Genomic DNA, 20,589 nt, shown 5'->3' on the forward strand with positions numbered 1-20,589 from the left:
ACAGACCGCCTTTCCGTGTTCCCTTGACTCTCGCCATGATTGAGCGCCGAATAGCCATCTACTTGGGAGGGCGGAATGAAATATCTGATTTTTCTTAGTGTTCTTTTTGGCGCCTATAGCGTTGCCCCGGCGTTCAGCCATGGCGGCGGAACAGACTCAAACGGCTGCCACACGAATCATAAAACTGGCCAATATCACTGCCATTAGGGCGGCTTACTATGATCAAATGTTTTGCGCTCGCAATCGGACTCGTTTTGGGCGCGTCCGATGCATATGCTTGGGATGGGACGGATACGACGACTGGCGAGTCTGTTGAGATTGGCAAGGGTAATCTTGTCAGGACGGGCAGGGACATCGAAATATTTGATAGTGGTGCTGGCGAATATCGAGACGTAACCGTCGAAAGTATCCGGCGACACGGATCGACAGTTGAAGTCGAGGTCTACGACAACGAAAGCGGCGAGTATCGGACTCTTGAAATGGAAGACGACTGATCTCGCTCATCAACTGCGCTGGCGCAGCGGCCGCGACATCTTCTTGCCAGTTGTTGCCGGCCATCGGTTCAACGATGTATAGAAGCACCGCCGGCAATCACCGGCGAGCTAGTCGTCATGACGCCTGGAATCATGGAAGAAGGCCCGTGCCATGATGAGAAGCGGCCGGCCCGTCTAGGTTCGTGATGATCGGCCGCAGGGAAGACTTAAAGCCCCGGCCGTGGCGCGACGGGAGCGACAGCAGATGACTGATTTGGCCGAAAATTATTCATTGTCCCGGTCCCGGCATTGGTAGCGACTCTTCTACCTGCGGAACGGGAAAAGGGTGTGCCCCTAACGGAAAGAGAAGTCCTACAAATCAGAGATCAGGCTCCGTCCATCGCGATGCCCGCGCATGCCTATCGGGCAGTCATAGAAGCTCGGGGTTACGACGACATTGATCCTGAGAATGTGTGGGATGAATGGCAGTTGGCGCGAAAATCGCTTGAGGCAGAGAACTAGCCTTGGGAAAATTCCACGTCACACCTTGCTGTGCGCGTAGGAATATGTTCCCCTAGGATGGTTGAGGCGATCCACTCAAAGGGAGAGCCAACATGGTCAGGCACCAAACACCCCAAGCAACTTTCAGAAGCTGCGATCATCGCAGGGCATTGGTGGCGCTGAACCAGACGCTGCTCCAGACAGTGAAGGAAGTGACCGGGAGGCCCGCGCCCTGGGTGCAGTGGCACTCGACAGGGCCGGCGCTGCCCCCTGCCTAGGCAGGCGACCTATTGCGAACGCTCGACCGCAAATGTTGGGGCATCATCTCCCTTGCCTGCCTGGAGAAATTCAACGATGGCAAATAGAAGTTGCTCGGCCAAGGTCCTATTCATAGCCAGCTCGATCGTGCCGGTGTCGGTCTCCAGTTCGAGGATTCCGATCAAAGGCTCGGCTGATAGGAGTGTGGTGTCGACGTCGAGAAGTTTGTTGAATCCGGATTTACTGGGCTTGCGTTTCATAGGGCCTCCCTTCTAGCGCCCGTCCCTTGCCTCGCGCTAGGCGCTCCGGCGGAGCGCATTAAATTCCTTCATCCCAAAAATCCTGCAGCGATGCGTGCCGAAGGTCTTCCTCGCCCTTTAGATGCTTCACGCGGGCCTTGATGCCCGGCTTGACCCACTGCGTAGCCGGCCGCTTTGGCATGTCCTTGAGCGGTGGCCCGGCATGTTCCTGGACGCGCTTCCACAGCCGCTCACGCATCTCGCGATTGACGCTCGCGAACGCACTGCCGACATATTTCCGGGTTCCAGGCTCAGCCATCAGAGCAAACGCCGGCTTGCCCCTCTCGCGTTCAACTCCGAGAAGTTCAAACTCGCTTTCCGTGAAAGATTTTGTCTTCAGCCAATTGGTAGTAGGGCCGCTGCGATATTTGCTGTCTCGACGCTTTGATACCATCCCCTCCAGGCCGGCCGCGTCGATCAGATGATAAATCGCATTAGCCTCGCCCGGCATCGTCTCGCTGAACTGGATGCGGCTGTCAGACCCAATAAGGCCGGCCAAGATTTCCCGCCGATCCTCAAGCGCCATGTCGCGCAAGTCGTGGCCGTTGAGATGCAGGAGATCGAAGGCGACGAAATAGAGGTCGTGCTGGCGCCGCGTGATGGCCTTGCGCAGCGCGGCAAAATCCGAAAGGCCAGCCTCATTCAAGACGACGACTTCGCCGTCGACGATGGCGTTCTGTACGTTGAGACCTTTGGCTGCCTCGACCAGATCGCGGTATTTGGAGGTCCAGTCGAGTCCGCGGCGGGTGAAAATCCGTGCACCGCCGGCGTCGACGATGATCTGGGAGCGATAGCCGTCGAATTTGGCTTCATGCATCCAGTCATCGCCTTGGGGCGGCTTTGCTACCAAGGTAGGCATCATCGGCGGAATGAACTCGAGCCGGCCGACGCCGGTACTTACAATTTTACGCACTTATTCGATTCTAGGCACCAGGCTTATATTAGCCAGAGTGAACGGAACGTGATTCCGCAGGGCTGCGGAAACAAAATATGCCGGCCAGCGTTCCCATTAATCGAAATCCACCAGGAGGACGAAATGGCGGATGATAAGAGCAAGCGCGATCTTCGGGATCGCAACAAGGTGTCGGCGGACGATGATTATGAGGTGAGGTTTTTCGCTCTGCAGAACAACATCACGCCGGAGCAGGTGCGCGAGCTTATCCGCGAGCACGGCAGCGATCGGGCAACTCTGACTGAGGCCGCGAAGGCATTGCCGACTCAATGACCAAATTTTCCGACCTGGGGCCGCCGATCACTGGCACGCGACACGGCGAACCCGTGAAGGATGAGGGAGAGCATTTCTTTTCCTGCCGAATTCGATTCATGAGTAGCCAGCGCGATGCGCGGGATCGATGGCCTCCGCTCGAAAAAGGCGGTGAAAGCAGGGCCTATTTGCGTTGCGCCTACCGACCCAACGGCAGCTTTGACGCTGAGACAAGTTTGTCCTCGTCAGTGATACCGGCCGCATAATTTGCCAGGATCCGGGACGCGAGAGCCTCACGGAGATGTTCGGAGTCGCCCTCCCTCTTGAGCCGGTCGAACACGCGGCCCAGCGTAGCTACTTCGGATGCACTGAAGACGCCAAATTCTTTAGCCTTTCGATTAATCGGCATACCACCCCCTCCGGCAAAAACATTCTGCGCAACTAATATGATTCAGGATATCTCGGACAACAAAAAAAGCCCGCCGCACCTTTCGGCACGGCGGGCGAGACTTCGAAGTCGTTCACCAGGCACAGGGGTGTGGGCGGGGGTAGTGTGCCCGGTGAACCGAAAACCTATGCACGCCGTCGGGACGCGTCTACCAACCGGCGGTTGGAAGTATTGAGCGCTAGAGTAGAGGAGCGTAGCAGCCCCTCCTCTTTGGCAGCAGCCTCGTTCCCTACGTCGTCGGGCGTGAGCGCACATAGGCGCGGCCCTACTGATGCCGCGCGAGCCGGTCCATGGGTGCGTTTGCTTCGGCCAAAATAGTCAGCGCTTGCTCGACTTTTTGAGCCGAGGCGTCAGTGCGCTTGATGTGCCGGATCATTTGCTGCCTCAGCCGCGCGAGCCTTTCGGCGCGATATACATCGCCGTATCTCGCAGTTTCAAGGTGGAGGGTCGCGAGCCTCATGGGCGACGATTCCGATTATCTAGCAGTAGAATTCGCGAATCCGCCTTTCGTTCCGATGTCCGACCTTGCCTCGCAAAGGGCTGCCGGGGAGCCGCGATGAATGAGCCGCCTCATTGCCAAAAGATTCCGCAGATGCTGCTCAGTCGACCGCGGGGCCAACCAGACGGTAGCGGAAGTGATTGCGGATGTGTGGTCGTTGAAGAAGCGGCCCTTGGCAAACGCGGCCTTGAACGCGGCAAAGGGTCTCCGGTGGGACGTCCTCAAACTCGTATCGTTTGCCGCCGGCGACGAGCCACACCGAAAGGATTCTGCTGTCCGGATCGTATTCCGTTTTGCGTATCGAGGTGGATGGCATGACGGCCGCTCGACCAAAAGACGTCAACGATCGGGTGGGCCGTCGCGTTCCTTGTTGGGGGTGCGCAAGGCCCAGGAAGGTGGTCCCGGCGACCACGAGGTCAATGGCTTCATGACCACGAAGCCGAACGCTCTTGCCACGGACCTGTCCGCGCGACCGTGAAGGCCCACTGGACTCTCCGGAGCAAAAAACGCATTGTTCCCGAGGGAGCGGGGACTTGGACAAAATCTCGATATAGTAATCGGTCTGGCCAGTGGAGGAAGCGCGCTGGCTTAAGGCGGTATCGTGCGCGACTACTCTCGGGCGTGCCGATGCGGCTGGTGTATGTGACCATCGCGGCAGTGGCCGCATTCGCGACACAGTACTTCCTGCAGCACACCGACGGTTTCCAAGAAGCAGTGAAATGGATCGGCCCGGCTCCCGCTCCGATAGCGGGTGTTGCTTCCGTAATCGACGGCGATACGATCGAAATCCGCGGACAGCGTATTCGTTTCAGTGGAATCGACGCCCCGGAGGCCGCGCAACAGTGCGATGACGCCAAGGGCTTCCGCTACCAGTGCGGTGCGAAGTCCGCCGCCGCCCTTGACACCTTCCTGGCAGCCTCGAGGCCGGTCCGGTGCACTTTTGTCGCTTGGGACCGCTACGGCCGCTTTCTTGCCGACTGCTCGCGGGCCGACGGGAAAAGCGTTGCCTCGTGGCTGGTGGAGAACGGCCAGGCGCTCGACTGGCCCCGTTACAGCCAAGGCGGCTATGCAGGGCAGCAGGCGAAGGCCAAGGCGGCGAAGGTCGGTCTTTGGGCTGGCGAGTTCGAGGCGCCATGGGATTGGCGCGTTGAGCAAGCGGACCATGCCCGACCGGCCGTCAGCCAGCCTCTCGGCATCATCAGCCGACAGGTAGTGCAAAGTTACTCGTGCCAGCCGCGGCGGACTTGCTCGAAAATCAGCTCATGCGATGAAGCCCAGTAGTATCTCAGCAACTGTCCGTGGGGTGGCAGGCTGGACCGCGATGGCGACGGAAGGGCATGCGAGACGCTGTGTTAGAGGCAGCCAAGTGTTATGCGAGTGCATCTTGCTTAAGCAAATTGATCTTTTGCCAAACGTCTTTATAGACAAAATGGGCTCTGGCGTAGAGGATTAGAATAGCCAATGGGAGGGGAACGAAATGCACAATGGTCGTAAAGAGAGCAAGCGGCTCGCCCATGCAAGATTGGTCCACCGCAGCGTAGAACGACCAATATAGGGCCGCCAGCCCGAACAAGCATGTGACGGCCGCGCAACACGTTACCCAGGTGGCCAAGCTATCGTCATTGATTACGATCTCTCGCTTTGCCGATTCCAAACGTGCCCGAAGGCTGCCGGCTGATGAGGGGTTTCTCACCTTTCTTGATGCGATTAACGTTTCGATTGCCGCGATCTGGCGTGCAAGAGGGCCTCGAGGGACAATTGCTAGCTCTTTGAAAATCGACAGCGCCAAATTTAATCCGAATGCTAGTTGAAGCAGTCCGGAAAACTCATTGAGCCGAAAACACTCTGTTGCGAGCGACTGAGATGCCATTGAAACTTACCCCCCGACCTTCGGCCGTCGAAAGCATCCGCGGCGCGCGACGATTGTCAATCGAAGCGGTCGCGATTGAGGCGAATATCCGACCAGATTTGCTGACCGAAATTGAAACGACCCCGACCGATGTGAGCAAGCGGGTGGCGTTCTCACTTGCCTCCGCTCTGGCTGTACCGGTCCAGTTCCTGTTCGCCAAAAACGTAAAAATCGACGCCAATATGCCCGATTTTCGCACCGCCAATAACAGGCCAGCGGTTCTTACATCGGCAGGACTGACGCGAATCGCGCGCGCTCGTTCTATCGCCGCCTACCTGGCGGACCGAGCGTTCGAAGACTGCACCAAGTTCGCCAATACGAATAGCGTGACCATCAATCAGCAGTCGACCGCGCAAAAGCTACTGAAATCGCTCTATGTCCCCGTCCATCGCCCCGACGGATCGGTAGATCCGACCCTGACGTTCAGAGAGACGCGTGTATCGCTAGAGCGGAAAGGCATCATCGTGCTCTGCGATAGGGTAGCGGACCCGTTCCGTGGGTTTTGTTACTCTCCCACCGGTGACTTTCCTATCATCTTCGTGAACACAACCGGACAGCGGCCCGCTACCAAGCTGTTCACACTGATGCATGAAGTAGTGCATGTGCTCCTTGGCAAAACGGGAGTTTCGGACCCGGCCATTCTCAACAACCAGGTTGAAAGATTCTGCAACTCGGTAACTGCCTCGGTCATGATGCCTGCAGAGGAATTTTCCCAAGCCTACAAAAGGGTCGCGGGAAGGGATCCCAGGGCCGTCGTTGATATCCTTTCCAGACGATTTGGCGCCAGTAAGCAGGCGAGCGCCTTACGCGTCTCTGATCTGGACTTGAGCAAAGGCTTTTACGGGGCGTGGTCTGCGACGCTGCCGTCTAAAATCCCCATGATCGAAGAAGAAGATGAAGGTGAGGAAACCAGCGGGGGCGGTGGGATCAGCTCGCAGATTGCCAGGTTCGGATATCTTCTGCCTAACATGCTCACTGCCGCCGTCGACAGTAAGGCAATCTCTCAGTTCGATGCGTACCGGCTCACCAATCTGAAGCCAAGTACGATAAAGCAGATCGCCGCCATCGGTGTTAACCGGCTGGGGCCATAACGGCATGGCCTATAGCGGCATCAATTTTGTGCTGGATCTAGAGGCATGTCTCTATTTTAGCGAAGCTGGCGGAAACCTGAAAGCCGCTCTGTTCCAACGAGCCACAGTCGAACGCATTGCGGTACCCAAAGAGGTTTTCGACCAGATTCGCATCTTCGACAAAAGCTTGGCCGATGAAATATTGGAGTCGGACATCGAAATTGTCGAACTCGATTCCGATGTATACGTCGCCGCTGGCGCACTCAATGAAATCTTTATGACCTCAGGGCATCGGTTAAACGCTGCCGCAAACGAAAAGGTCCCCGTCATAGCGCTCGTCCATTGTGCGCAAAATGGTGCTAAGCCGCCATGCCACCTTGTATCCGGCGATAACGGACTCCACTCCTCGTCAATGAGAAGCCTCTGTGCCGCCCTGAAAGTCCCCTTTATGGAAGTCACCAGCTTCTAGCAGCATTTGGCGCTGTGTGGGAGATTGGTGTGGGACCAAGTGGCAGATTTGCTCGAAAGCCCAGCAAAACGACTGTGCCCTTCCCGAGAGATGGGTGACAGTTCATTCCGGAGCCATGGGTTATACTTTCGGCCCTTTGCAAGGAGAGCAAGGGTGCTTTGGAAGGAGTGTAGCCAAATGGATGAGCTGCTGAAGTTCGTCGCGCGGGTTCTGGATGGAGAGAAGATGGCGGTGCTGTGCCGGGATTTCGGCATCTCGCGCAAGACCGGCTATAAGAGCCTCAAGTGACCTGCCACTGAACTTTCATCCGGTGGCGATTAGAGCCTCGGCCGTTTCTGTTACGCCGTATGGCCTGGTTTGAGCAACCGGCGGAGACGCGAAGCCTTCATTGAGCGCAGCGTCGGAGCCGGTTGCGGCGAGGTTCCGGCGAAGGCCGCTGGGGTCTGGTAGCCGAGCGAGGAATGCGGCCTCGCGCCTGCCTCCATTCGGCAATGGCACTGCGGGCGTGGTCGAGGCCAAAGAACAGGCTCTCGTTCAACAGCTCGTCGCGCATTCGGCCGTTGAAGGATTCGACGTAGCCATTTTACATCGGCTTGCCCGGCGCGATGTAGTGCCATTCGACGCGATGATCCTTCGACCAGGCGAGGATGGCGTTCGAGGTGAACTCTGTGCCGTGGTCGGAAACGATCAACTCCGGCTTGCCGCGTCGGGCGATCAGGTCACCCGGAACCGCCGCCCGCAGGCGAACTGGTCATGGACGAAGTCCAGCGACCAGCGCGCGTTCGGCTTCGCCTCAACCAGGATCGGCGCCCGCGTGCCGACCGCTCGTCGCCGTGCCCGGCGCTTGCGCACCGTCAGGCCCTCCTCGCGGTAGAGCCGGTAGATGCGATCGATCCCTGATGGCTCGCCCTCTCGCTGGAGCAGAATGAACAGGCGTCGATAGCCGAAGCGGCGGCGCTCGTTGGCGAGGTCGCGTAACCTTGTGCGCAGCTCCGTCTCCGGCGGACGCCGGGACCGATAGCGGACCATCTTGCGATCGGCACCGACGAAGGAACAGGCCCGACGCTCCGACACGCCCATGACGGCCTGCAGATGCGCGACGGCTTCGCGCTTGGCGGCGGCCCTACTCGCGCAGTGCCGACGCTTCGAGCATCTGGTCGGCGAGCAGCTTCTTCAGCTTCGCGTTCTCGTCTTCCAAGGCTTTCAGCCGTTTGGCATCGCAGACGTCCATCCCGCCATACTTCGCCTTCCAGTTATACAGCGTCGCCTCGGAGATCCCATGCTTGCGCGCCAGGTCGCCCGCCTTTGCTCCCGCCTCATGCTCACGCAGAACCGCGATGATCTGCTCTTCCGTAAGCCGCTTTCTCTTCATCAGTCCGTCCTTCAATCGAGGCCGGACTCTAATCTCAGATGGAGGAAATTACCCGTGGCAGGTCAATGGAGCAATCATTCTGCCGGGCGTCACGATCGGCGATGATGCGGCCGTCGGCGCTGGCAGCGTGGTCACTCGAGATGTTCCCGCAGGGGCGAAGGTCATGGGAAGTCCGGCTCGGGTAAGATGATTTGGTGAGGCGGTTCGACGCTAAACCTGGAGCTCCATGTTGCCTGGTGAACTGTGCCGATTGGGCATCGATGCGCATTTCGCAAAAGCCGGACAGTGTTTCGCCAATCTCCGGGCAGTTTGGCGGCGACCGTCCTTGGGTGCCTTTTGCGTTCACGGATGGTTGCTTTCGCCGGTTTGAGGCCGGTTTAGGGGCGCGGCCTTTTTGCTCTCCGCATTCTGTCGCCCTGGAGCACCATGCGATGTGCGGTGTGCGTTTGCACGATCCGTTCGAGAATGGCGTCGGCGACGGTGAAGGTGCGATGAGGTCGTGCCATCTGGCCACCGGGACCTGGGCGGTGCGGCGATATCGTTCCTCGCGATTTCGAACAGATGCGAGCGCTGTTGCTCGGTAAGGGATTGGGTTTCGAAGCCATCGAGGACGAGTAGTTGCGCGGGTGAATTTGTCGAAGGCGTGGGAAGCGTCCACTGGGATGGGCGAGCGCAATCCTCGAACAGGGCGGCACGTGCACATAGAGCACCGAAACGATCGAGCCCTGCCGCTTGCCGGCCGAAGGCGCCGGCCAGCCACGACTTGCCGGTTCCGGTCTGGCCGGTGATGATCAGGTTCCCATGGCCGCCCGGGATTTAGCGCAATCGCTGTCCGCGCTTTCGCCGGTGCCCCTGGACGGTCAGATACGGCTCTCAAGGAGCATCAGGTACGAGAGGCGGCTTGTCCGGTCGGATCGGCTTCCTCTTCGGGAATGTCGTCGAATGACGAGTAGTTCAGATTGTAGAGTTTGGAATAGAGCCCGCCCATTGCCATCAGTTTTTCATGGTTGCCGGTCTCAATAACCTGGCCGTTCTGAAGCACGATGATGCGATCGGCACCACGGATTGTGGCGAGACGGTGAGCGATGACAAGCGCAGTCCGGCCTTCAAGGAGCTTTCTGAGAGCCTTCTGGATCACCATTTCCGTGTAGCTGTCGATGCTGGCGGTGGCCTCGTCAAGAACAAGGATCTTGGCGTCTGCGACGAGAGCGCGGGCGAAACTGACAAGCTGGCGCTGACCGAGAGAAAGGTTGCCGCCGCGTTCGCCGAGTTGGGTTTCATACCTGTCGGGAAGTCTCATGATGAAGTCGTGGGCGCCGACCAGCTTGGCGGCCTCGATCACCGTCTCCCGCGTGGCTTCCGTCTTGTGGTAGCGGATATTCTCAAAAACCGTCCCGGTGAACAGAAACGGCTCCTGCAGCACCATAGCGATCTGAGTGCCGAGCGATTCCTGGGTGAGATCGCGCACATCATGTCCGCCAACCAGCACTTGGCCTTGCTGAACATCATAGAAGCGGTGGACGAGGGCCATCGCGCTCGATTTACCAGAGCCGGTCGGCCCGACCAAGGCGACCGTCTCGCCGGGATTGACCCGGAAAGAGACGTTTTTCAGCACCGGCTGTTTGGGATCGTACCCGAACGTGACGCTCCTGAACTCGACCGAGCCGTCCATTTCGGGCGCAAGGATCCTGGCATCCGGTTTGTCCTGGATCTCGATCCTGACGTCGAGCACATCGGTCAGGCGCTTGCCGGAGGCCATTGCGCGCTGCATGACGGAATATTGCAGAGTTAGTGAGCGAATTGGGTCAAAGAAGCGTTGGATATAGAATATGTAGGCAACCAATACGCCCACATCGACGCGGCCATTCATGATCATGGAGCCGCCGACCACAATGACGACAGCCATGGCGAGGCCGGTGAGGCCATCGACGATCGGGACCATGACCTGTGCATACCTGGCAGCGGTCAGGTGAGTCGTGAGGTCGGCATGTGCCTTGTCGTCATACAATACGTAGTTGACGTACTGGCGGTCCATGGACTGGACGGTTCGGACGCCTTGAATCGCTTCGGCCAATGCGCCGTTGACGACTGAATTGGTCTCTTGTGCAGCCATGAAGGCCTCGCGGGCACGCGGCAGCCACACGATGCGGATAATCAACAGGGCCGGCAAGACCGAGAGCGTCAGAAAGCCGAGGCTGAAGTTGACCGACAGCATTACGAAGATGATGCCGAAGAGAAGCGCAATGTCGCCTACGGAGTAGATCGAGTTTTCGAGAAATTCGTGGATAGAGTTGACGTCGCCCTGAAGGCGAGACATCAGGCGTCCTACCTCGGTCTTGTCCATGAAGGAGAGCGATGCCTTCTGCAGATGGGCAAACATGGCGCGGCGGATGTCGAAGAGGACGTTCTCGGCCATTTTCCCTACCACGGTTTCTTGCGCGTAGGCGGCGCCGAAATTAACCAGAATGGCAAGCGCAAACGCGACGGCGGCCTCAAGGAGGGCGGAGGCATCGGCGCCTGCCGGAGTTATGGCGTGGTCGATCGCGTAGCGGATGATCAGCGGGATGAGAAGCTGCGTGCCAGTGAAAATCAGCAATGCGGCAAGCGAGACGACCGCCATGGCTCGGTAGGGACGAACGAAGGCCCATATGCGGCGAATGATGTTCTTGTCGAAAGCCCGGCCAAAGATCTCCTCCTCGATGCGATGGGACCCGACGACCGCGCGCGGAGGGCGTCTACCGCTATCATTCGGTTCGATTTCGAGTTCGTTGGCGTGCCGCTTGGCCATCAGGGCGCGCCTCCAAACGTGGTCGCAATGTCATCTCCCGGGCGCAACTGAAGATCATAAAGGGCCTTATAGCGTCCTCGCTTGGCCAAAAGCTCTTGATGGGTGCCGCGTTCCACGATCTCGCCGTTGTCGACAAACAGAATCCGGTCGGCGTGCTTGAGTGAACTCAGCCGGTGGGCGATGATGATCGTCACCCTATCCTTGGCGAAACGCCGTATCGCCGCGCGGATGCGCTGCTCTGTGGCGGCGTCGATCGCGGCCATTGAGTCGTCGAAAATGACGATTGATGGGCGCAACATCATCGTGCGAGCCATGGTGAGACGCTGGCGCTGGCCGCCAGAGAGAGAGGCGCCACGTTCGCCGACGACCGTCTTGTAGCCCGCGGGGAGGCCAAGAATGTAATTGTGCAACTGGGCGGATTCGCTAGCTCGCTCGATCCGCTGTTCCTTCGCCCAGGGGTCGCCATAGGCGATGTTGTTCTCGATGGTGGTAGTGAACAGGAATGCATCTTGCTGTACGACGGCGACCGCCTGGCGAAGCGTGGCGAGGGTAACCCCGCGGATGTCCTGCCCGTCAAGCATGATGGTGCCCCCAGTGACATCGTAAAAGCGGGGGATCAGGTGAGCCATTGTCGATTTTCCCGAACCAGGCGGACCCACGATCGCGATCGTCTCGCCCCTACGGGCGCTAAAGGTGATATTCTTCAGAATGGCGCGGTTTCCGGTGCCGGGATATGCAAACGAGACATTGTCGAAGCGCAGAGTGCCCTCCCCGATTTCAAGCGGTCTGGCGGTGGAAGCATCCCTGATCGTGATGTCCTGGTCGAGCAGACCGAAGAGGCGCGAACCGCAAGTGTAGGCGCGGGCGAAGCCGTTGACCATCAGACCGATCTGGCGGACGGGCATTTGCAGGATCGTCATGAAGGCCAGAAACATCGTGAGCGTCCCAAGGCTGATCTGGCCGGCGATGACCTTGTTGCAACCGATCCAGAGGACCAACCCCATGGCGAAAAAGAAGGCCAGGGTCATTGCCGACGTATTGGGCACGTAAACGTCAACCTGCTCGTGGGCGAGTTTGAGCGCGTTTTTCGAGGCGCGGTCGAACTTTACCATTTCATAGGCTTGTGCCGAAAACGCCCGGACAACGCGGATGCCCGCGAGATTTTCCTCCATCACGCGGCCTAGGACGGAAAGCCGCTCCTGCAGGTCGAGCCAGATGACGCGTAGCTTAAGCTGCGTGACCGACGATCGCCAGGCTACGAAAGGCACGAAGCTTAGCGCGATGAGACCGAGCACCGAGTCGGTTGAGATCATCATGTAGGCGCCGATCCCGATCAGCATAGTGAGCAGAAGCAAGCGAACCAGGACGGTGGAAAAATACATCCGCACGCCGTCGAGATCGAGGATGCCGAGAGTGATCAGGTCGCCTGAATGCACCCGGTCGTGAAAGGAAAAGCTGAGGCGCTGGACCTTATCGTAACAAGCCAGCCGCAGTTCATATGCGACGTGATGCCCGACGGCTTCGGCAAAATAGTTTTGCGCCATCGTGAAGAGGCCGCGTAGCGTACTCGCGGCGAGAAGCAGGAGAGCCGGAGTCCATAGCGCTTGTTCTGCAGCCGTCCCCGTGACACCACTCCCGATTGCCACCTGGGTCTGGTCGACAGCCCAGCCGAGAAGCCGGGGAATTAGCAACTGCAGGATCACGGCTATGATCGTCGATCCGATAGCTAGCGCGACCTGCCACGGGTGCCTCAAATTCATTCGCGTCATGCGCAGCAGCGTGCTCAAGCCCCGGCCCCACCCGGCCGCTTTCACATGCGCGGACGATTTGAGAGAGGTCGTGCCAACAGCATCACTGCCCACGGAGTGTCCCCGACTTAATTTTGGGCCTTCGGAAGCAAGCCGGTCGACTCACATCAAGGCGTCCTCAAGTTGATCCAGGCCACCATCGGCTCAAGACGCTGATCCGGCGAGTTGCGCCACGGCTTCGCTCGCTGGCATGTCAATCACCGTGATCCCGCTTGCCGCAAGGAAACGGGCTTCGTTTCTGGTCAGCGTTTGCCCGTCCATTATCGCGTAACGGGGGCCTTCTGAGCGCTTCATGATCTGCCTGGCGTAAGTGCGCAGCATCTGATCATTGAAGCGGCAGCCGACGAAGAAAAAGCCCCGGTCGACGCGTCGTTCCTTGACCACGTCAGGGATAGGCGTCTGGATATCGATTTCAGTCAGGGCTTCGACATAGTCGGAATCGGCGATGAGGAAATTTGCGGCCGGCCTAATACTGCCATGTGGCGCATAGAGAACCGTCTTTGTCGCTGCTCCAGCCTCGAGTTCCCTTCCCGACAAGTCGTAAGTTCTGGTCCAAATGTCGCCAACTTCGTTCGCCCGTGTAACGCCTTGTATCTCGACGACGTCGGTTCGGCCGGCCTCTGCCAGCGCCGCGCGCATGGCGCCTTCGTACCAGCTGTCGATGATGAGGGAGAGCGGGAGTTTTGCGAGCCAGGCGTGGAGGATGCTCGGCGCCGCCGGCCCCGCAAATATATCAGTCATCCAAGCTTGAAGTGTGCGGCGATGCCGGCGCTGTTCGATGAACTGCGCGACCGACCACATATTGGTGCGGATCTTCGAGGGGGCTGGCGCCCGCGTGTTGAGTGCCTCGGCAACGGCTTCGGGGGTACACGGTACAGGCGGCTCAGCAGAGCTGAGCCGGAGGAGACCCGGACCGAGATACGGGATCACCTGATCGGAGACTAATGCTCGTCTGGCCAGCCCAAGCAGCTTTCGGGCAAAACTGTCCCGGACGACGACTAGGTGGCCCGAGGTCGGGATCGTGTTCATGCTCGTTTCCTCTTGACGCCTCTCATTGACGGGCGGCATCAGTCCCCGTCGGAAAGCTTCCTTGCCTCGACGGTGATCGGCAGCCGCGTATGCGGCGGAAGATCGGGAAGGAGGAGCCGCCAGCCGTTCCTGAGCGTTACGACCCCGCCCCACAGGTCCTGGTTCTCGAACTTGATAATCGGCTCCTCGAGATCCTTTTTGGGGACATACGCCGACAACCCGGCCTCGGTCCTGCGGATCATTACTTTCATGCGGCCGTTCCTTTATTGGCGTTTTCTTCGGCACTGCAGGGAGCGTCGGCTTTGTCGAGGCTCGTCAATTCACGCGCTCGCATGCCGACGACCGTCCCACGGTCGATCCATTCGACCGCGTAGATGAAGAACTGCTGGAGAAACGTGCCAATGTCTCGCACGTAACCTTCTTCGCCCTTGCGCACGAGATTTTCGCCGATCTCCCTGCCAGGATAGGTGCCGTCATTCCTAACGTGACGAGTGGCACGGACCCGCTCTCCCGGCCTAAATTGGGGAGGCCTGCGGATTTCGACCTCCTGTTCGCGTGCGAGCCACATGGCCGGTTCCTTGTTCTTTTGAGGCTACAGTTCGAAGAGGCGCTCAGGCATTCCCCAGAGACAGCCTGTGTCGGTACCGCGCAATTGGAGTCAGGCAGGAACGCAGGTCTTCGGCATCGGACACACCGAGGCACATTGCTGCGTATCGAAGACCCCCTCGCATTCGGTGCACTTCTGCGGCTCGACCACGTAGCTCTCGCCTTTGAACTTGATCGCACCGGAGGGGCATTCGAATTCGCAGGCGCCGCATTGCGTGCATTGGGATGCGATAATCTTGAAAGCCATTTTGCCTCCTGGTTCGGGTGGAATGAGACGGCTCAGGCGATCGCCGCGAGTGCCGGGACGCCGGACTCGGCGGCGTAAATCGCGCCGATTGCCGTTTCGATATAGTCATGGCCGTAAGCGTCGGTTGCTCGGATACCGGCGTCCGCGAGCTGATCCTTGGGGCAATTTCCAATCTTGACGCAAAGCACGACGTCTATGCCTTCCAGCGCAGCGATGACGCCGTCGAGAGTGGCGTTCTCGCCCCAACCCCCAAGGCAATACTGCTCAACCTTGCGGTGCCCGATAAAGTTGATCCCTATCGGCGACGCTTCATACACCTGGAATTCCTTGGCATGGCCGAAGTGTTCGTTGACGCGGCCGCCGCCCTTAGTCGCCACCGCAACGAGGAGGGACTTGCCGGAGCTCGTTGTCTTGACCATTCCGATCGCTTCGCTCCTGGCCGCCAAGCGATCACGGCGCTCGTCCGCGACCAGCTCTCGATAGGCTTCGCGCTTGCCGGCATCGTAGGTGAGCTCGCCGGGAATCTGGTCGAGTGTGAATTCCTGGCCACGATCCTCACCCAGCAGGCCGACGGCATCTGCCCGGCACTGCCGGCAGTGGCGCATCAACTTGGCGCCGCCTTCAAGACGATCCTGAAGAGCCTTCATCTCCATTGCATTTGGACCGCGCTGCCCGGTCAGTCCGTAGTACGTGCCGTGCGCCGGGTCGGAAATCAGAGGCATGACATTGTGCAGGAACGCGCCGCGCTGCTTGACCCACTTATTCACCTCAATCAGGTGCTGGTCGTTCACTCCAGGGATCATCACCGAATTGATTTTGGTGAGGATGCCGCGCGCGCTCAGCATCTCTAACCCCAGCATCTGCCGCTCGTGCAGAATCCTGGCGGCTTGGACGCCGACGTAGCGGCGATGGTCGTAAAAGATCCAGGGATAGATCTTTGCGCCGACTTCCGGATCGACCATGTTGATCGTGATCGTCACGTGATCGACATTCATGTCGGCAAGCTCGTCGACGTGGTCCGGCAGCGCGAGCCCGTTCGTAGAGACGCAGAGCTTGACGTCGGGGATTTCCCTGACGACGCGTTCGAACGTTGCCTTCGTCTTCTCCCAGTCGTAGCAGGCATCGCCCGGTCCGGCGATGCCAAGCACGGAAAGCTGCGGCACTTCGTTGGCGACCGCGATAACTTTGCGTACCGCCTGATCGGGCGTCAGCTTTTCCGAGACAACCCCGGGCCGGCTTTCGTTGGCGCAGTCATATTTGCGATTGCAGTAGTTGCACTGGACATTGCAGGCCGGCGCGACGGCGACGTGCATGCGCGCGAAATAGTGATGCGCCTCTTCTGAAAAGCACGGGTGATCCTTGATCTTGTCCCAGATAGCCGGATCCACATCGTCCGGCCTTGTCGACGACCCGCAGGAGGAAGATGCGCAGCCACCCGAATTCGCGCTCGCCAGCAACTGGTCGGAGAACCTTGCGCCGGTCAGGCTCTCAACCGAAATTACCGGTGCGGACATCGAACGGCTCCGTTGCGGGTTAACGTCGCAGTTCAAAACGCAAGCGCAATGCCAACTCAAAAAGCTGGCACTATGATCACGAATTGGCTTTTCGCGTCGGATAACAAGGCGTTGCTCCGACATCGCTTTGTCGGACTTCCGACAGTGGCTACGCGCAGAACGTGAGGAAGACGACTCCGGCCGGACATCATTTCGAAAGAGAAATCCCGTGTCGATCCTTCACTGGTGATCGCCTCGGCACAACCTTCTCGACCGGTCTCCGACGAAGATGTAGGTCTCAGCGACGGCGAACTCGTCCGTGGTGAAGTTGCCGCCGGATCCCTGTGTCGGCATGGTTCGGGTTGGGAGAGTCGGTGCGTCCCCTTTACGCTCGTCAAGACGCCGGGAAAGGCCCGGCGTCGCCGCGATGAAGGGTGTGACGATCGTCAGACGCCTCGCGCAGGTTTGGCTCGCGCTCGGACGGATTCTCGCGTAGCTGGCGCAGTGTGTGGTCTTGTTCTCGACGTCATGAGAGAACGCTAGAATTTCTTCACCTCGATACCATGTCGGCGCAAAGCGTATCCGACTTGCCGCGGCGTCACGCCGAGGATACGAGCGGCCTTGGCCTGAACCCAGCCGACCTTCTCCATCGCGTCGATCAGCCGGTCGCGTTCCGTCAGGCGCGGGCCTATTGCAGGAAAAGCAGGATCGTTTGGAGGGGCGGCCGTATGAGGTAATACGTTGTCCTGTGCGGTGCCGAAGCGCCCGGCCGGGATCCGCGATCCAATGGGCGTAATGTTGCTTCGAGTGCGCTCGTCGCCGGTATTGCCGCTGTGCGAATGATCGGCTCTTTTCCAGAGGAGCCAAGACAGGCATTGGTTATTGTTGCAGGCAAAATCCGACGGAGCGATTGTCCTGGAACGCGCTAGCGTGGCCGTCCTTTGCACGCAGTTCTCCAATTCGCGGACGTTACCAGGGAAGTAGCATTGCGAGATAAACTCGAGCGCCGACGGCGCGAAGGCGAGTTCGAGATGGTTGTCCTTGTTGAATCGTTCGAGGAAGGCGTTCGCAAGGCGAGGAATATCCCCCGGTCGCTCTCTGAGCGGAGGCAGGATGATTGGCACCACATTGATGCGATAATAAAGGTCGGCCCTGAAATCCCCGTTTACGACAGCCGTCTCGAGGTCCCTGTTGGTGGCGCATATAAGTCGCACGTCGACCTGCAGCGTCTTGGTACCGCCAACACGCTCCAGTTCGCCTTCCTGCAAGACGCGTAACAGCTTGGCTTGAAAAGCAGGCGAAATCTCGCCGATTTCGTCGAGTAGAAGCGTTCCCCCGTTTGCCAGTTCAAAACGGCCGGCGCGCTGGGAAATTGCCCCTGTGAAGGCACCTTTTTCATGCCCGAACAGCTCCGACTCCAGAACGCTTTCCGACAGGGCGGCGCAGTTCAATTTGACGAAAGACTTCCTCCTCCGGCGTGAAAGCTTATGGATGAGCTGCGCGAAAAATTCCTTGCCGGTTCCGCTTTCGCCACGCAGAAGCACGGTGGAATTCGTCCTTGCTATTATGGAGACGGTTTCGAGCACCTGCTTAAGAGCGGGACTTTCCCCGATGATCCCGTCCATTTTGACAGGCGGGTGGGGGACGGGGTCGGTCCTGTCCTCATCGCGCGAATTCTCCGGTATCCATTGCTCATCGACGCGCCGCTCACGATCCGTAGTCAGGGCGCGATGGAGGCGAATAGTTCGGCCGACCAGGTTGGCGACCATCGTCAGGAATCCTATGTCCTCATCGTAGCGGGAGCCGGTGGCGCTGTCTCTTACGCGGTCGATCGACAACATGCCAAGGATCTTATGCTCAGCCTTCACCGGGACGCCAATGAAGGCAATTGGGAGGGAATTGCCGCTTGGATAAGTTTCAAGGTCATCCTGAAATAGCTCGGATGTGCCGAGGTCAGGTATGACGAGCCGCGTCCCCGTAGCGACGATCTCGTCCACTACGGCCTGTGGTATGGTGGGGTGAGTGCCTGATCGGGCGGTATCGGGGTTGCCAGCACTCGCGGCAATCTCCGGCTCACCTTCAGCGTCCAGTACAACGATTGCTCCGTGACGCATCTGCACAAAAGATGGGAGTATATTCGCGACATTGGCAAGCGTAATGTCCAGCCGGGCGGGAGCGGTCAGGGCCTTCGATATCTCGTAGATTCCCCTGAGCCAGACATCAGCTTGGGACATCGCATCGCTGGACGGCTCGCGGAGGGTGTCTCGAGATCCTACTCCGTTGACCCGATCATCCGGCCGTATGTGAGCCATGGAAACACCTCAGCGGTTGTGGTCCAGGGTGCTCCTCCCAAGCGCCTTTTCCTTTTCAATTCTGGAAGCACAGTGTTCACCCGATCCTCCCTTTTGCGATATGGTGCAAGCAAAGGTTGGCGCTCGGTCGTAACGTCAGGAGTACACAGGTGCACACCCATCAACGGTGCGAACGCCGATCATCCGAACTTGAAGAGGACACCGAAGCCACCGCGCGGATAATTCCATTCGATCTCGCCACTGGTCTCGCACAAAATGCGGCAGGTGCCGCACTCCATGCAGCCATCGGCGGTGATTTCAACTTGACCTTTGTCGTTCAACTCATAGCATTTCGCTGGACAGACGCGGGTCAGCGCGAGCAGATTCGCGCTTGGCTGCTTGTGCGGTCGCACCTTTATATGCGGACGGCCGGAGTCCACCAGATAGCGGTTCTGGTAAAGCTTGTCCTCGACACGTAATTTTGTCCCTGGGTTCGTCATGTCGTCAGTGCCTCACCGCCACGCCAATGCCAGGCGGATCGCGTCGCTGACCAGCCCCAACCGCGAGCGCGCCTTGATGAAGGCTGCCGTGGTCGCTTTTTCCTTTTCGATCTTTGGCGTGCCGTCGACACGCATGAAGTTCTGCGCGGCTTGCGACATCAGCCGCGGGTAGGTCGTGAAGAAATTGCGGGCGTTGGTGTGGAGTAAAGCTGGCATGTCTTTGTATTTCCGCAGGTCTTTGACTACGAAGGATTTCTCCAGCATTGTCTTGTAAAGGGCGAGGTTCCGTTTGGTCATCGGATCGTTGCGTCTTTTCACCTGGATGATAGCCTCAGCCGCAATGCGACCGGAGGTCATGGCGAGGTTCGAACCCTCACGGTGAACGGCGTTGTTCAATTGCGCGGCATCGCCGACAACGACCCAACCGTCGCCAAAGAGCTGCGGAATAGCCTTGTAGCCACCTTCGGGGATGAGATGCGCCGCGTATTCTTTCACCTCCGAACCGGCGATCAGCGGCCGGATCGAAGGATGGTTTTTTAGCGCGTCGAGAAGGGCGTAAGGGCTCTCCATCTTCGCGGCGAAATCCGAGACGAGGCAGCCGATACCCAGTGAGATCGATTCCTTGTTGGTGTAGAGGAACCCGAGCCCGGCCATGCCGTGGGATATCGTGCCGACTGCCTCGATCACGCAGCCTTCACTCCCTTTGACCCCGAACCGCTGCTCAATGACCTCTTCGGGCAGGAAATGCATCTCCTTGACTGCGAGTGCCACCGCTTCCGGCTTCAGCATCTTGCGCAGACCGCCCCGCGTGCCAAGCAACCCGCAGACACCTTCTGCAAGAACAACTACGTCCGCGTAGATCGCTCCGCCGGCCCGATCCGTGCGGACGCCGATCACCTTGCCCTTGGCGTCGCGGACGAGTTCCGTCACCGTCGTCTCGCACAGAACCGTCGCGCCGGCCCCGCGCACCCTGCGTGAAAACCATTTATCGAACTGGGCACGAATGATCGTATAGCGGTTGGGCTTCACCTCGTTGAAGTCGTCCGACCGATAGTGAATCCCGGTGTGGGAGGTCTCGTCCATCACCCAGAGCCGCTGTTCAACCAGATGCCGCTCGAGCGGTGCATCATCCCGGAAATCCGGGACGATCTTCTCCAGCATGTTCGCGTACATGATGGCGCCCTGGACGTTCTTGGAGCCCGGATATTCACCTCGCTCCAACTGGAGTACCTTCAAGCCGTCGCTTGCCATAGTGTAGGCAGCTGCGTTCCCGGACATGCCGGCGCCGATGACAATGGCATCGAACTCTTCCTTGATCATCTCCA

The 20,589-nt window shown here is 58.9% G+C and carries 20 protein-coding genes and 3 pseudogenes; 8 read left to right on the forward strand and 15 right to left on the reverse strand.

Annotation, left to right across the window (positions count from 1 at the left end):
- The first annotated feature begins 75 nt into the window (after window positions 1-75).
- Both NMG70_RS32780 and NMG70_RS00655 read left to right on the forward strand, forming a co-directional pair.
- On the forward strand, window positions 76-207 hold the full coding sequence (locus NMG70_RS32780; protein WP_367185466.1) for a YHYH domain-containing protein: 132 nt from the start codon (window positions 76-78) through the stop codon (window positions 205-207).
- A gap of 11 nt (window positions 208-218) precedes the next feature.
- Window positions 219-494, forward strand: coding sequence for a DUF5334 family protein (locus NMG70_RS00655; RefSeq protein WP_254022756.1), 276 nt, complete (start codon window positions 219-221; stop codon window positions 492-494).
- 767 nt (window positions 495-1,261) lie between these two features.
- On the opposite strand, the gene NMG70_RS00660 is transcribed toward NMG70_RS00655, so the two are convergent.
- On the reverse strand, window positions 1,262-1,492 hold the full coding sequence (locus NMG70_RS00660; protein ID WP_254022757.1) for a hypothetical protein: 231 nt from the start codon (window positions 1,490-1,492) through the stop codon (window positions 1,262-1,264).
- A gap of 58 nt (window positions 1,493-1,550) precedes the next feature.
- On the reverse strand, window positions 1,551-2,393 hold the full coding sequence (locus tag NMG70_RS00665; protein WP_436798322.1) for an ATP-dependent DNA ligase: 843 nt from the start codon (window positions 2,391-2,393) through the stop codon (window positions 1,551-1,553).
- 174 nt (window positions 2,394-2,567) lie between these two features.
- On the opposite strand from NMG70_RS00665, the gene NMG70_RS00670 reads away from it, so the two are divergent.
- Entirely contained in the window at window positions 2,568-2,756 is a 189-nt protein-coding gene (locus NMG70_RS00670) for a DUF3606 domain-containing protein (RefSeq protein ID WP_254022758.1), read from the forward strand.
- 692 nt (window positions 2,757-3,448) lie between these two features.
- Here the strand turns inward: NMG70_RS00670 and NMG70_RS00680 are convergent.
- Window positions 3,449-3,643, reverse strand: coding sequence for a hypothetical protein (locus tag NMG70_RS00680; RefSeq protein WP_254022760.1), 195 nt, complete (start codon window positions 3,641-3,643; stop codon window positions 3,449-3,451).
- Between the two features lie 666 nt (window positions 3,644-4,309).
- Between NMG70_RS00680 and NMG70_RS00690 the strand changes: the two genes are divergently transcribed.
- The gene (locus NMG70_RS00690; protein WP_254022762.1) at window positions 4,310-4,963 is read left to right on the forward strand and encodes a thermonuclease family protein; all 654 of its coding nucleotides are present in this window, start codon (window positions 4,310-4,312) and stop codon (window positions 4,961-4,963) included.
- Window positions 4,964-4,990: 27 nt separating this feature from the next.
- Window positions 4,991-5,038: pseudogene (locus tag NMG70_RS32785) on the forward strand (excalibur calcium-binding domain-containing protein); the annotation flags it as partial.
- A gap of 13 nt (window positions 5,039-5,051) precedes the next feature.
- Here the strand turns inward: NMG70_RS32785 and NMG70_RS00695 are convergent.
- A complete protein-coding gene (locus NMG70_RS00695) occupies window positions 5,052-5,552 on the reverse strand; it encodes a hypothetical protein (RefSeq protein WP_254022763.1) in 501 nt (166 codons plus the stop codon).
- On the opposite strand from NMG70_RS00695, the gene NMG70_RS00700 reads away from it, so the two are divergent.
- Together NMG70_RS00700 and NMG70_RS00705 are read left to right on the forward strand one after the other, a co-directional pair.
- The gene (locus NMG70_RS00700) at window positions 5,546-6,682 is read left to right on the forward strand and encodes an ImmA/IrrE family metallo-endopeptidase (RefSeq protein ID WP_254022764.1); all 1,137 of its coding nucleotides are present in this window, start codon (window positions 5,546-5,548) and stop codon (window positions 6,680-6,682) included. The two genes, NMG70_RS00695 and NMG70_RS00700, sit on opposite strands and share 7 nt — an antisense overlap.
- Window positions 6,683-6,686: 4 nt before the next feature.
- On the forward strand, window positions 6,687-7,130 hold the full coding sequence (locus NMG70_RS00705; RefSeq protein WP_254022765.1) for a hypothetical protein: 444 nt from the start codon (window positions 6,687-6,689) through the stop codon (window positions 7,128-7,130).
- 303 nt (window positions 7,131-7,433) lie between these two features.
- Here the strand turns inward: NMG70_RS00705 and NMG70_RS00710 are convergent.
- Window positions 7,434-8,502 (reverse strand): annotated as a pseudogene (locus NMG70_RS00710) (integrase core domain-containing protein).
- Window positions 8,503-8,563: 61 nt separating this feature from the next.
- Between NMG70_RS00710 and NMG70_RS00715 the strand changes: the two are divergent.
- A pseudogene (locus NMG70_RS00715) lies at window positions 8,564-8,692 on the forward strand (sugar O-acetyltransferase); the annotation flags it as partial.
- A 693-nt stretch (window positions 8,693-9,385) separates the two neighbouring features.
- Here the strand turns inward: NMG70_RS00715 and NMG70_RS00725 are convergent.
- The 10 genes from NMG70_RS00725 to NMG70_RS00770 form a co-directional block, all read right to left on the reverse strand.
- Window positions 9,386-11,290 (reverse strand): ABC transporter ATP-binding protein, encoded by a 1,905-nt coding sequence (locus tag NMG70_RS00725; RefSeq protein ID WP_254022766.1) that lies wholly within the window; start codon window positions 11,288-11,290, stop codon window positions 9,386-9,388.
- Window positions 11,290-13,152 (reverse strand): ABC transporter ATP-binding protein, encoded by a 1,863-nt coding sequence (locus NMG70_RS00730; RefSeq protein WP_254022767.1) that lies wholly within the window; start codon window positions 13,150-13,152, stop codon window positions 11,290-11,292. The genes NMG70_RS00725 and NMG70_RS00730 overlap by 1 nt, the downstream gene beginning before the upstream one ends.
- A 90-nt stretch (window positions 13,153-13,242) precedes the next feature.
- Complete coding sequence (locus NMG70_RS00735) at window positions 13,243-14,127, reverse strand: SIR2 family NAD-dependent protein deacylase (protein ID WP_254022768.1); 885 nt, start codon at window positions 14,125-14,127, stop codon at window positions 13,243-13,245.
- Window positions 14,128-14,165: 38 nt separating this feature from the next.
- Window positions 14,166-14,378: a putative nitrogen fixation protein NifT gene (gene nifT, locus NMG70_RS00740; protein WP_040594248.1), complete on the reverse strand. Its 213-nt coding sequence runs from the start codon at window positions 14,376-14,378 to the stop codon at window positions 14,166-14,168.
- The gene (locus NMG70_RS00745) at window positions 14,375-14,695 is read right to left on the reverse strand and encodes a nitrogen fixation protein NifZ (RefSeq protein WP_254022769.1); all 321 of its coding nucleotides are present in this window, start codon (window positions 14,693-14,695) and stop codon (window positions 14,375-14,377) included. The genes nifT and NMG70_RS00745 overlap by 4 nt, the downstream gene beginning before the upstream one ends.
- Before the next feature lie 90 nt (window positions 14,696-14,785).
- Window positions 14,786-14,980, reverse strand: a complete 195-nt coding sequence (locus tag NMG70_RS00750; RefSeq protein WP_077378901.1) for a 4Fe-4S dicluster domain-containing protein — start codon at window positions 14,978-14,980, stop codon at window positions 14,786-14,788.
- A 32-nt stretch (window positions 14,981-15,012) separates the two neighbouring features.
- Window positions 15,013-16,494, reverse strand: coding sequence for a nitrogenase cofactor biosynthesis protein NifB (gene nifB / locus NMG70_RS00755; RefSeq protein WP_254022770.1), 1,482 nt, complete (start codon window positions 16,492-16,494; stop codon window positions 15,013-15,015).
- Between the two features lie 518 nt (window positions 16,495-17,012).
- Window positions 17,013-18,707 (reverse strand): nif-specific transcriptional activator NifA, encoded by a 1,695-nt coding sequence (gene nifA / locus NMG70_RS00760; protein WP_254022771.1) that lies wholly within the window; start codon window positions 18,705-18,707, stop codon window positions 17,013-17,015.
- Window positions 18,708-18,964: 257 nt separating this feature from the next.
- Window positions 18,965-19,264: a ferredoxin family protein gene (locus NMG70_RS00765; RefSeq protein WP_008878188.1), complete on the reverse strand. Its 300-nt coding sequence runs from the start codon at window positions 19,262-19,264 to the stop codon at window positions 18,965-18,967.
- 12 nt (window positions 19,265-19,276) lie between these two features.
- Window positions 19,277-20,584 (reverse strand): FAD-dependent oxidoreductase, encoded by a 1,308-nt coding sequence (locus NMG70_RS00770; protein WP_254022772.1) that lies wholly within the window; start codon window positions 20,582-20,584, stop codon window positions 19,277-19,279.
- Window positions 20,585-20,589: the final 5 nt, after the last annotated feature.

The organism is Mesorhizobium ventifaucium (genome assembly GCF_935822925.1).
Classification (GTDB): Bacteria; Pseudomonadota; Alphaproteobacteria; order Rhizobiales; family Rhizobiaceae; genus Mesorhizobium; species Mesorhizobium ventifaucium.